Below are 11,986 nucleotides of genomic sequence, written 5' to 3'. Positions count from 1 at the left end.
CTTTTATCTGATACAGATACAGAAGACATACTCCTTTTTGAAGCTAATCTTCTGCTTCAACCAAATTTAAAGGAAAGTGTTTTTTGGCAGCAAAAAACATATAGTCTGGTCCATAAATTCGGAAGACTGCAGCTGAGAAAAGAAATAGATCAGGTACATGAAAAGTTGTTTACTGCTCCAGAGCATCATTCTTTCAGGCAAAAGATCATGCAGCTTTTCGGCAAATAACTTCCGCATTTAATTTAGSACTAACAATTATACCCCTCCAAACCAGAGGCATGGGCAATCTATGCCTAAAAATTTAACTAATAACAACAGACATGAAGAACAACGAATTTCGCAATTATGCAATAAAACACCATCGGATCAACAGTCTACATGTAGATCGTCACATCTCCCAAACATCAGCCAATGTTGGTCCATTTGCTATGACCCCCTACATCATAGAAGAACGGCAATTAAACGTAGCGCAGATGGATGTATTTTCACGTTTGATGATGGATAGGATTATATTTATTGGTGAGCCTATAGACGATAGAAATGCCAATGTGATACAGGCACAATTACTCTTTTTACAGTCTGCCGATGCTGAAAAAGACATCCAGCTATATATCAATTCTCCAGGTGGATCAGTCTACGCCGGGCTTGGTATTTATGACACCATGCAATATATAAGGCCTGATGTTGCCACAATCTGTACAGGTATTGCACTCTCTATGGCTTCAGTATTGCTTTGTGCAGGTACAGATGGGAAACGCTCCGCCCTAAAACACTCAAGGGTAATGATCCATCAAGCCTCTGGCGGAACGCAAGGAACTGCTGCAGACATGGACATCAGTATCAGAGAGGTACTTAAGATTCAAAACGAATTGTACCAGATCATTGCTGAGCGTAGTGGTCAGAGCTATGATAAAATAAATGAAGTTGCAGCTCGCGATTATTGGATGACAGCTACAGAAGCCAAAGAATTCGGTATGATTGACGAAATATTGGGGTATTCCTAAATCTGAGGAGTTTGGGAAGCCAATTCTTTACTTGAGTCTGTAGTTAAGTAATTACCAGTGTGTGAACCCACAATGCCTTCATCATTCGCTTCAGGGAATTCTAATGTGAAGGTTGTTCCATTACCCGGTACGCTATGAAAACTGATCTTACCTTTCTGCATCTCAGTGTACTCCTTGCATAAGTTCAGGCCAAGCCCAACACCTTTTTCGTTGCTTGTGCCGTAAGTAGATGCGGCATTCAGCTCAAAGAGATTTCCCTGCCTTGCCACCGGAATGCCCACGCCGTTATCCATAATATGTAACCTCACACGACCAGAATCTCTGGAACTATATATTTGAATATTCCCACCTGGCAGCGTAAACTTAATCGCATTATTAATCAGGTTGCGGATCACCAGTTTAAGCATATCCAGATCCGCCGTAAGCTCGGCAGAGGGATCAATATTCACACCGATTGTGACCGTTTTTATATCTGCTGCTGCTTGTTGTACAGCCAAACAGGTTGATACTATTTCAAACAGGTTCAGTCTCACCATATTTACGCTGGTACCACCGTCCATCTGCGATTTTGTCCAGTTCAATAAATTATGCAGCAGCACTTGCGTGTTTTTTGTTTCATTAAGCAGGTTCTTTTCCAGAAATCGGCGTTCATCCGGCGATAATTCATATTCATGGAGCATTTCAAGAAAACTGGCAATTGAATTTAACGGAGAACGCAGGTCGTGCGATAAAATAGATAATAACCGGGTTTTGGAATCATTGGCGTCTTTTAAAGCAAGGGAAGCAGCCAGGGCATTATTCTTTTCCCGTTGATAACTGTTGATCAGGTAAGAAAATACCGCACCCATACAAACAACTACACAGATATAAGTTGTAGCTGTGTCCAAAAACAGATCACTTCGCTTTGCATAGGTGACTTTTACAAATCCTCTGTTATAATACTCAACCAACAATAACCCACCAACAATACCCACGTTAATCAGCATCCAAAATACATACTGCCTGGTCGGCATTACAGACAAAGTAAAAACCAGCGAAAGAAGATAAAGTATCAATGTAGGTCCATGTATACCTGAATTGATGAAATAGTTAAATGCCATCAATAAGCTCGTACCTGCACTAAATATGATAAAGCTAAGCTGCAGTCTTCCAAAATATCTGGAATTGATGTACATCGCTGCAGTTACCATCCAGCCAGCTGAGAGTGCTATATTGGCTAATGGCACCTTTATCACAATATTTACCAGCACTGCCAAAGGAAGACCGATCATAGCGATCAGGCTAACTTCATGAAAAATTCTGGCCTGGAGTGGCGTGTCAGCACTGTTACCGATCAATTTGGCATGCAGCCCTTTAATAGATTTGATCATCAAATATTTGCCAATTTTAAAAGCAGTAAATCTAAGAAAAATCTACTCACATAATTGGCACTGTTTAAAAAGCCAAGGTCTTTTTATTAACTTCCGACATACCGATTTAATACAGCACGACAGTTCCTAGCCTTCAGTCGTCGGCTTTAAACCTACCGAGGCCTTTCCTGTTTGAATGTCAAATGGGACTGAATTGTGCGAATGAACAATTAACCATTTCCCATTCATTTTCTGATAACAGGTAGTTTCCCTCCAGAACATATCCAGGATTCCCCCATCCTTCTTTGCGGCAAATACATGGTTTAAATTATAGCAGAAAGCTACATCCTCGCGCACCAAAAGAAAAGGCTCAGCAATCTCAAAACCAATCGGGCCTTCACCAAAAGTGGAGAACCAATTTTTCAGGCGCATTCTGATGTCATCCAGACCTGAAAGCTGAAGCGGATCAACCACATCAAAAGAAACAATCCGGTGAGAATAAAATGATAAAGTCAATTCCAGGTTCTTTTGTCTTATCGCCTCAAGACGTTTATTTATTGTCCAGAGTACCTGGGCTTCCTGTGCAGCAAATTGATCGTTGTTTTTCATAATGTAATTGTTAACTCACCTAAACGGCCATCTCAATCTCCAAGGCGCCTAGCTATAACCGATAAGTTGCAGAAATTGTTTCGCCTGTTCATTCTTTGTCTTACATTTTACAATTTATCGCAGCGATGATAGATTAATACTTCCGTAGGCTCCGGCAAAAAAGTCCCGGTAGGCAGTTGCTATATCAGCATAACTGTTCATAACAAACGGACCTTCTGCCACGATTGGTTCGTTATACGGCTTGCCTCCGAAAATGAGAATATCTGCTGCATTGATCTTATCGTTCTGAAAAACGATTCCTTGATACCTTCCTCCATCAGCAACATTTTGCTGTTGCCTAACACAATACCATTTACATCTATTCCGAAGCAGTGACAAATACAGCAACTTCATCATCCTTTCTCGGTGAAAATGAGAAACTGGAATTGGGATTCAGGCTATAAATAGCAGTGACCGGTGGTAGGCAGATCAAATGATTTCCTGCCATTTTTTGTTAACGATAGTAACTAAAATCTTAAGCTGGCATTCCCGAAATCTTGCATTTTGAAACCAGATTTGATATCTTGCTAAAGATTAAACGTCATCATAGATGAAGCTCAAACTACGAGAGGAAGATACAAATGGCGAATTGCTGATTTTTAAGGATGAACCAAGTTTCAGCAGGTTGTTTTATACCAAAGATCGATTCGACAAGTATTTTACCATTGCCTGGAATCCAGGAGAAAGCCAAGCCATCACTATCGACGGAGCTGAATATGTTTTTCCAAAGGATTCATTGGTAACTTTGCTGTTCAACCAATCCTTCAGCTTCGAAAATTCTGAGGGCATCGTTGCCTGGCAGTTTAACCGCGAATTCTATTGCATTATTGATCACGATAGCGAAGTAAGCTGTGTGGGATTCCTATTCAGCAGTACAGACCATTTGTTCATCCAGCTAGGCGACGAGGCAAAGCTAAAGCTGAAACTGCTCTGCGATGTGTTCATTGATGAGTTTAAGATTTCCGACAATATCCAGAATGAAATGCTGCTGGTATTATTAAAGCGTCTGATCAGCTATGTGACGCATTTGGCTAAAGCGGGGCATGTTCCAGTAAAGAAACTGCCGGACGAACGGTTCCATATTATCCGAAAGTTCAATCTGCTGGTTGAGGCAAACTTCAAATCGGAACATTCCGTTAGTTTTTATGCCGGACAGCTTTGCAAATCGCCCAAGACATTGTCTAATCTTTTTGCGATCTTCAACCAGAAGACCCCTTCGCAACTTATCCAGGAAAGGATTATCGTAGAAGCCAAACGGCTTTTATATTATACTGATAAATCTGTAAAACACATCACTTTTGAACTTGGTTTTGAGGACATGGCCTATTTCTCCAATTTTTTCAAAAAGAATATGGGTTTGTCGCCCTCCGACTTCAGGAATTCGCCAAAGGATTCCAAAGAAGGGAAATAACCTCAACTTATCGGAAAATATGGGTTTCTCATTAGATGGAGCCTGAATGCTTTCTGAATTATTTTATGTTATTATACCCGGCAGCATTGTGCCGGGCCCTTACCTGATGTAATCTGTATCATAATTTCCTTCATCACTACTCTTTATTCATTCTAACAATACGTGGATAAAATTTACCTTGTATTTCCACTAAATCATGTTGTGCAGTTATAACGGTTTCAATATCCTTATAAGCTAAAGGGTTCTCTTCAACCGTCCCTCCAATCAAGCTAACACGGGCATTAGCAAGCAACTTTTTCATGGCAGACACAGTCATACTATCCTTAGCCTTTTGCCTGCTCATAGCACGGCCAGCGCCATGTGATGCAGAGTATAATGCATCATAGTTTCCTTTGCCAGACACCAGATAAGCCGGTGTTGTCATGCTGCCAGGAATGATACCCAGTTCACCTTTATGCGCTGGGGTCGCCCCCTTACGGTGTATGATCACATCTTTACCATCAATTAATTTATCCTTCCAGGCAAAATTGTGATGGTTTTCCACCACATGGAGCGCCTGTTTTCCACCACATGGAGCGCCTTTAACCCTAATGCTTTTAAAAGGTTTGCATGAATGCGGTCATGACAAGCTTTAGCATAATCACCGGCCAATGTCATAGTAAGCCAATATTCCTGCCCGGCTTCGCTATTAATATCTAGCCAAGCTAGTTGTTGTGCGTACCGTGGTAGTTTACAGCTATCCATAGCTATTTTTGTGTAGTGTTTAGCTATAGCTGCACCTAAACCACGGCTTCCCGAATGTGTTAATAATGCAGTATACTTCTTAGCGGGTAATCCTAAGGTATTATCGGCCAACAATTCAATTTCGCCAAACTCTACAAAATGGTTACCATTGCCGGATGTCCCTAATTGCCTTACAGCTTTACCTCTTAATGGTTTCAAAAAAGATACTTCATTGAACACCAAACTATCTAAAACCTCATGTTCTTGCCTCATATCCAACCCACCTTCCATTCCAAAATGAGTGTGATTTTTTAATGCCTCCTTGATTTGATATTCAAATCTTTTTATAAAACTATCACTTTCATCAATAATAGAAAGCGCCATTCGGCAACCAATATCCATGCCCACTGCATATGGGATCACTGCATTATCTGTAGCCAACACACCACCAATTGGTAGCCCAAATCCCATGTGCGCATCTGGCATTAAAGCACTTTGTACGCTTACCGGCAACAGACCTGCAAGTTCCATTTGCTTTTTGGCTGATTGTTCAATACCCTTACCTCCGTATGTCTTACAGAATACCGGTTCATCGCGTAACTCGTAAGTTTTAAACGATGCCCCTTCTACTTTGCCTATTATCTTCTCAGCTATCTTACTTGTTAATTCATTATCCAAAAATGCTTGCGGATCATTGTTAATATTCACCAACAGATCCAGCAATTGTTGTTTACTATAGTGTTTGAAATTTTTGGAGGCTATGCCAATAACCAGGCTTCGCAGCTGATCATTATGATAACCTATTTTACTTAAATCTTTTGTTCTTAAATTGCCCATGTGGGTTTATGTTTCTAATTCCAGATAAGCTTCTTTTGGGCTGTATCTGGGTATGTTTTTAATTTTGTTAATGTATTTATTCTGCTCGTAAAACCATCCGCTCCAACGGTACCCTCTGCCTCGCGTTAGCAAGTTAATGCGTGGTTCTAGGTTATGATTATCAATATGATCGGCTATATATGATAGCTCTCTTTCAATATCCAGATCCATCAACTTTATATGCGTAATCATATGGGGTGTAACTTTTAACTTATATCGCCAAGGCTGAGTAAATACGTATTTTATACCTACGCGTCTGGTTTTAACATCAAAGGTTTCAACGCATGTAAAGCAAGCCTTTTCGTCGTCGGTTAAATTCACCTTTTTAGCATCCCAGCTATAAATGGAAAACTCACGCAATAATTGTTGCTTCACTTCGTACCCATAGCGCTTTTTAGGTCGCTTCTTCCGTTTGAACGTCTTATCGTAATGGTATTCAACGGTGTTTATCTTCGCAAGCAGTGTTTCATAAAACGCTGTCCTTGGACTATGTTTTAAATCTTCTCGAAGTACAAAAAAACGTTTCCAGCCACGTTGGTAGGGATGTTCTAATGGTACCAGTGGCAAAAGCCTCTTTTGTTGCCAAAGTTCTGCGCGTCGTTTGTCAAACTGTATCAGCTGCTTATCACGATCTGTTTTAACGAGTCGTCTTTTCTGACGTACCGATTTAATACGGTACGACCATTCCTGTGTGTTCATCACACTTTCATTTTAATTTTTTATTGAATTGGATTTCTAATCTCAGTTCGTCCTTGTGTAAGGATATACCCATTTAAAAGTGCTCAGAAAAACCCAATGAATTGGTGGAGACAAACATTGCAGAAATTACTTATGCAATTGTTAATTGTTTAATAAAACGGCGGTTTGACTGCCTTATTAGGCAATGAGCGAAAGGGGCGATATGTAGATATGCTCTGTCATGATTCCTTGATATTTTAAAGGTTAACAAATCAGGAATTGGATGCAAAGATATAAAATTATTTTAATCCATAGAGAATAAAAAAATCCTGTAAGCTAATAGCTTACAGGATCTAATAATTGTGTCGGGGTGGCAGGATTCGAACCTACGACCTCCTGCTCCCAAAGCAGGCGCGATACCGGGCTACGCTACACCCCGAACTGGTATCTGTTTTTACTGGTCAATATTAAACTACTCATCTAAGTAGTTGTGTCGGGGTGGCAGGATTCGAACCTACGACCTCCTGCTCCCAAAGCAGGCGCGATACCGGGCTACGCTACACCCCGAACTGGTATCTTCTTTTTCCCTTTTTCGAAGGGATTGCAAAGTAACAACTTTATTTTTATAAAAGCTAACTTTACTTTTTTTATTTCTAGCTTCATCAGCTAAGGCTGCAAAGATAGAAATAATTCATTTGCGTGCAAATATTTAAACACTAATTAGAGCTAAAAAACATCCTTTTACGATACATTAATCGGGTTTTAACTCTATATCAACCACTTAAAAAACATAAAAATTTAAAGTTTTTTAAGTAGCATAGGCATATTTGGGTTTCAGCATCAGTATTCTCCCCTTAGCAGTGAGTATTTGAATAGAATCAGAGGGAATTGTGGGTGGTCTTTTTGCTTAGAAAAAAATGCTAAAAAAAAGAAAGCGGGAATAAACCAGATTGGCCACTCCCGCTTAAATTAACGCTCTCACCGCAAATATACGACTGTAAATTGGATTACCTACTAATTTTTTAAAAAAAATGTAGGTTTCTTCTTAGAGCTACAAAGTGTTTTTTAGATTGCTGTTTTCAACCGAAACGTTATACAATTCATACCAGTCCTGATGATCTAGTTCTATAGTAAAGGCATTTACTGCGTTTCTTATTCTTTGTTCGTTTGTGGTACCAATAAGTGGTAAAGCGCCCAATTTAACTAACCACGCTACGGCCAATGATTCAATATGTACATTATATTTTGCACTTAATTCCTCTAACTTTTCGCGCACCTTAACGGCTTGTTTATCTGTTCCTGCAGCAATTCTGCCTTCTGCAAGAGGAGCGTAAGCCAGCGGGCGCATGTAACGTTGTTTGATATAATCAATCTGTCCGTTATCCAATGCCTGCATATTCAGAAGATTCAGCTCAATATGATTGGTTACAATTGGCTTAGTCAAATAAGAAGCCAATAACTGGTGCTGAAAAACGGAGAAATTTGCTACACCAATGTTTTYGATCTTACCTGATTCTTTCAGTCGCTCAAGGGTTAATGCTGTTTCTTCAAGATTAGAGATTGGATCTAGTTTATCTAATAAAAAGATATCGATATAATCAGTTCTCAAATTCTTTAATGATTGCTCTACACTGGCAATAATATGAGTTGCTGAGGTATTATAATGTTTAACTCTGATATCAGGGCGCTGTGCATTTGGAAGCCTTAGTCCGCATTTACTAAATAAAACAACCTCTTCTCTTTTAAAAGCGCCTTCTTTTAGCAACTCTCCAAATAATTGTTCGCATTTCTCGGAACCGTAACTGTCGCCATGTTCAAAGGTGTTAATACCCAGCTCCATGCACAAATAAAAAATCTTTTTTAAAGTAGCATCAGCATCCTTAACATCATCCCATCTGTAAAAACCGTATACTGCAGGTGACACTTTAGGCCCTGCATCTCCCATATAAATCTTTTGCATATTCTCTTTCTATAATTCAAATCTAAGCATTACTTCAATCTATATAAATTTTAGTAAAAAAATACTTACATTTTTTAAATAATTGTCTTTGTGCAATATTGGTGAATTTTATAATTGCATCCTAAATCGTATATTTAATTCAAACCCTATTCAGCAATAACCATGTCGCAGCTACTCCAAACTATATCTAATATCATTAGCTACGTCAGTATCGCAATTATCTGTTATGGTGCTGTAATAGGCTTATTTAAATTTATCAATAATGAATTTGGTAGATTCAACCGATCCTTTTCGTTAGAAAAAACTGTTCAGATAAAAATCGAGGTGGGGTATTATCTATTGCTTGGTCTGGAATTCTTAATCGCCTCCGACATCATTGATACCATACTTAATCCTTCATTTGAAGATTTAGGAATATTAGCCGGTACTGTACTTATCAGAACGGGCCTGTCTTTTTTCCTAAATAAAGAAATTGAGAATATCGCCAAAAACGATCCCTTAAAGGATTAGCTTCCTTTCTATGCTTTTATCTTTTCTCGGTGATTAAGCCCCCATATCACTAAACTCTCTGTTACCGGCAGCACACTGCTACCGTATTCAGTGATCGCATATTTTACGGTAATGGGTCGGGTATCCAGCACGGTCCGGGAAACAAGCAGATTAATCTCAAGATCATGCAGCTCTTTTGATAACATTTTGGCCGAAATGCCTTCTATTTCACGCTGGATTTTTTTGAAAGTATTCTGGCCATCCTTTCTATTGTTGAGGTATCGCATGATCCTTAGTTTCCATTTTCCACCAAGTATTTCGAGGCTATCACGAATTGCTGATAGTTCCTGTTCGCAGGTTGCCTCCTTTATATTTCCGTTGATATTTATTGTTGCCATACTTAAATGGGTTAACTAAAGGTAACCGGTTACCTTTAGTTAACCCATAACAAAAATAAACTATTGCCTCCTAATTTTGAAATAGAATTTCATATACTAATCAATAAAGTATGCAAATCAGGAAGATATTTCGCTGGATTTTTAGATTAAAATGTCGTTACAGCAAGCTCTCTAGTTACCATTACATTAGAGATATCATTAAGTAGGGTCATCACCACCTGCATCCTTAACTGGCTTATCTTCCTTTGGATGCAGTTCTACGGATGGTTGCATAAAAGGTTTCAACAGATCAATTGGTACCGGGAAAATCGTTGTTGAATTATTTTCTGTTGCAATTTCACGAAGTGTTTGCAGATAGCGCAGGGTAAGTGCGCTTGGCTGTTCGCTTAAGATCTTTGCAGCATCCGATAAACGTTGCGAGGCCTGGTACTCTCCCTCGGCAGAAATCACTTTTGAACGCCTTTCACGTTCTGCCTCGGCCTGTTTAGCCATTGCTCTTTGCATTTCCTGAGGAAGGTCTATCTGCTTTACCTCAACCGCCGTTACCTTTATGCCCCATGGTTCCGTTTTCARATCAATGATCTGTTGCAGGTGCAGGTTTATTTTATCGCGTTGCGAAAGCAGGTCGTCAAGCTCCGATTGCCCCAGCACGCTACGTAATGTTGTTTGCGAAAACTGAGAGGTAGCAGTTAAAAAATTCTCAACCTCCACCACAGCTTTTTGAGGGTCTATTACCCTAAAATAAATCACAGCATTAACCTTTATAGATACGTTATCTCTTGTAATCACATCCTGAGGAGGCACGTCCATAACAATAATACGCAGTGATATTCTTACCATTTTATCTATAAAAGGAATCAAAAGAATCAATCCAGGTCCTTTTGCACCTTTGTCTAGCACCCTGCCCAAGCGAAAAACAACTCCCCGTTCATATTCACGAAGTATACGAATCGCGCTGGAAAGTACGATGACAGCAAAAAAAATGAGCACTATAATAAAAACATTGTAATACATAAACACCTCCTTTTAGTTAAAAATAGAATTATACAGTACGCCCTAGTGGCTCAACAAATAAAGTAAGCCCTTTAACCTTTATTACTTTTACAAGCTCACCCTTATTAATTTTTCCTTTAGTTGATTCCGCAGTCCACACTTCTCCATTTACCTGTAGCTGACCCTGTGGGTTAAGCAGACTCAGCGCTTCTCCGGTCTGGCCCAGTAAGATATTAATCCCTGTTACCGTTTTGAGTCGCTGTGCCCGCAAGCCTAAAACTATTACACAGAGAAAGAAAGTGGCACTTAAAACAGTAACTGAAATAACCACTCCCGTAGATATTTTAATCATATCTAATGAAGAACTTGACTTGAACAGCATTACCGAACCCAGAAACAACGAAACCACACCTCCAATTGCCAGCACCCCATGGCTAACCACCTTAATTTCGAGCAGAAAAAGAACCAGAGAAAAGACGATCAACATTAATCCGGCGTAATTAACAGGTAAAGTATTCATAGCATAAAAGGCAAGAATCAAACTAATTACCCCAACCACTCCTGGCAACACTGCTCCGGGGTTAAACAATTCAAAGTATATCCCTGCCATGCCCAGCATGAGTAAAACATAAGCAACATCGGGGTTACTGATAAAGTCAAGTAACTTCTCGGAAGCACTCATCTCTACATATTGAATTTTAGCTCCTTTGGTATGTAAAGTAACATTTCCGGAGCCTAGTTCTACATTTCGTCCATCTATTTGATTAAGTAATTCATTTTCATTTGCAGCGATATAGTCGATTACCTTCTTATTGAGTGCCTCATTTTCAGTAATCGACAAACTATTTCTGACTGCATCCTCGGACCATTCAAGATTGCGTTTTCGTTTTTCAGCTATACTTCTGATAAATGCTACGGCATCATTGGTGGCTTTTACATTCATTACTGAATCTGTCTTACCTACCAGGTTCACAGGGTGCGCAGCACCAATATTGGTTCCGGGTGCCATCGCGGCAACATGAGCTGCAAGGGTAATGAAAACTCCGGCAGAACCTGCATGTGAGCCGGATGGTGAAACGTAAACCACTACCGGAACTGGTGAGGTTAAAATATCGCTAACAATAGTACGGGTAGATTGTAGTAAGCCTCCCGGTGTATTGAGGTGAATAACCAGACATACTGCCTTTTCCTTCGTTGCCTTTTCAATTCCGTTATGTACAAAGGACGCTGAAACCGGATTAATTGCACCATCAATCTTTATCATCACAACCCTTTGTGCACTTAACATCAACGGGAAACAAGCTAGAAAAACCAAGAAGAATATCTTATTTTTCATACGGTTGAATTCATTACTCGTGTAATATATAAATATACTGAAAATCAACCACTTATTATTCTTTTTTAAGCAATATTAAAGGTAACTTTAATATGACCAGCCTATTGATATATTACTACCC

General features: G+C 39.5%; 14 protein-coding genes and 2 tRNA genes. 4 read left to right on the top strand and 12 right to left on the bottom strand.

What is annotated here, in order from left to right; translation table 11 throughout:
• On the top strand, positions 1–228 hold a 228-nt coding region (locus AC1DDX_RS19875; RefSeq protein WP_477622459.1), incomplete at its 5' end, for a hypothetical protein.
• A 92-nt stretch (positions 229–320) separates the two neighbouring features.
• Positions 321–1,004: an ATP-dependent Clp protease proteolytic subunit gene (locus AC1DDX_RS19870; protein WP_337716851.1), complete on the top strand. Its 684-nt coding sequence runs from the start codon at positions 321–323 to the stop codon at positions 1,002–1,004.
• Here AC1DDX_RS19870 and AC1DDX_RS19865 read toward each other — a convergent pair.
• From AC1DDX_RS19865 to AC1DDX_RS19855, 3 genes are all read right to left on the bottom strand, one after another.
• Positions 1,001–2,374 (bottom strand): sensor histidine kinase, encoded by a 1,374-nt coding sequence (locus tag AC1DDX_RS19865; protein ID WP_337716849.1) that lies wholly within the window; start codon positions 2,372–2,374, stop codon positions 1,001–1,003. The genes AC1DDX_RS19870 and AC1DDX_RS19865 overlap by 4 nt on opposite strands.
• A gap of 126 nt (positions 2,375–2,500) precedes the next feature.
• Positions 2,501–2,962 carry a YybH family protein gene (locus AC1DDX_RS19860; protein ID WP_172660198.1) on the bottom strand — a complete coding sequence of 154 codons (462 nt, stop codon included), beginning with the start codon at positions 2,960–2,962 and terminating at the stop codon, positions 2,501–2,503.
• Between the two features lie 114 nt (positions 2,963–3,076).
• Positions 3,077–3,358: a pirin-like C-terminal cupin domain-containing protein gene (locus AC1DDX_RS19855; protein ID WP_337716847.1), complete on the bottom strand. Its 282-nt coding sequence runs from the start codon at positions 3,356–3,358 to the stop codon at positions 3,077–3,079.
• A gap of 193 nt (positions 3,359–3,551) precedes the next feature.
• Between AC1DDX_RS19855 and AC1DDX_RS19850 the strand changes: the two genes are divergently transcribed.
• Positions 3,552–4,412: a helix-turn-helix domain-containing protein gene (locus AC1DDX_RS19850; protein ID WP_172660197.1), complete on the top strand. Its 861-nt coding sequence runs from the start codon at positions 3,552–3,554 to the stop codon at positions 4,410–4,412.
• 136 nt (positions 4,413–4,548) lie between these two features.
• Here the strand turns inward: AC1DDX_RS19850 and AC1DDX_RS19845 are convergent, their stop codons facing one another.
• From AC1DDX_RS19845 to AC1DDX_RS19820, 6 genes are all read right to left on the bottom strand, one after another.
• Entirely contained in the window at positions 4,549–4,956 is a 408-nt protein-coding gene (locus AC1DDX_RS19845) for an RtcB family protein (RefSeq protein ID WP_477622458.1), read from the bottom strand.
• A complete protein-coding gene (locus tag AC1DDX_RS19840; protein ID WP_477622457.1) occupies positions 4,917–5,972 on the bottom strand; it encodes an RtcB family protein in 1,056 nt (351 codons plus the stop codon). Before AC1DDX_RS19840 ends, AC1DDX_RS19845 begins: the two co-directional genes overlap by 40 nt.
• Positions 5,973–5,978: 6 nt before the next feature.
• Positions 5,979–6,710, bottom strand: a complete 732-nt coding sequence (locus AC1DDX_RS19835; protein ID WP_337716844.1) for a hypothetical protein — start codon at positions 6,708–6,710, stop codon at positions 5,979–5,981.
• Positions 6,711–7,054: 344 nt separating this feature from the next.
• Positions 7,055–7,128 (bottom strand) — tRNA-Pro (locus AC1DDX_RS19830).
• A 54-nt stretch (positions 7,129–7,182) separates the two neighbouring features.
• Positions 7,183–7,256 (bottom strand) — tRNA-Pro (locus tag AC1DDX_RS19825).
• A 484-nt stretch (positions 7,257–7,740) separates the two neighbouring features.
• The gene (locus AC1DDX_RS19820) at positions 7,741–8,649 is read right to left on the bottom strand and encodes an aldo/keto reductase (protein WP_477622456.1); all 909 of its coding nucleotides are present in this window, start codon (positions 8,647–8,649) and stop codon (positions 7,741–7,743) included.
• Positions 8,650–8,811: 162 nt separating this feature from the next.
• Here AC1DDX_RS19820 and AC1DDX_RS19815 point away from each other — a divergent pair, with 162 nt between their 5' ends.
• Positions 8,812–9,159 carry a DUF1622 domain-containing protein gene (locus tag AC1DDX_RS19815; protein WP_172660193.1) on the top strand — a complete coding sequence of 116 codons (348 nt, stop codon included), beginning with the start codon at positions 8,812–8,814 and terminating at the stop codon, positions 9,157–9,159.
• An 8-nt stretch (positions 9,160–9,167) separates the two neighbouring features.
• Here the strand turns inward: AC1DDX_RS19815 and AC1DDX_RS19810 are convergent, their stop codons facing one another.
• The 3 genes from AC1DDX_RS19810 to AC1DDX_RS19800 all read right to left on the bottom strand — a co-directional run bounded on the left by AC1DDX_RS19810 (position 9,168) and on the right by AC1DDX_RS19800 (position 11,865).
• Complete coding sequence (locus AC1DDX_RS19810; protein ID WP_172660192.1) at positions 9,168–9,536, bottom strand: winged helix-turn-helix transcriptional regulator; 369 nt, start codon at positions 9,534–9,536, stop codon at positions 9,168–9,170.
• Positions 9,537–9,734: 198 nt separating this feature from the next.
• A complete protein-coding gene (locus AC1DDX_RS19805; protein ID WP_288879227.1) occupies positions 9,735–10,550 on the bottom strand; it encodes a slipin family protein in 816 nt (271 codons plus the stop codon).
• Between the two features lie 28 nt (positions 10,551–10,578).
• Entirely contained in the window at positions 10,579–11,865 is a 1,287-nt protein-coding gene (locus AC1DDX_RS19800; protein WP_337716842.1) for an NfeD family protein, read from the bottom strand.
• Positions 11,866–11,986: the final 121 nt, after the last annotated feature.

It is taken from the genome of Pedobacter sp. 10L46_2, assembly GCF_056395165.1.
Note: the sequence above shows the minus strand (reverse complement) of the source record. Positions and strands in the feature narration are given on the sequence as shown.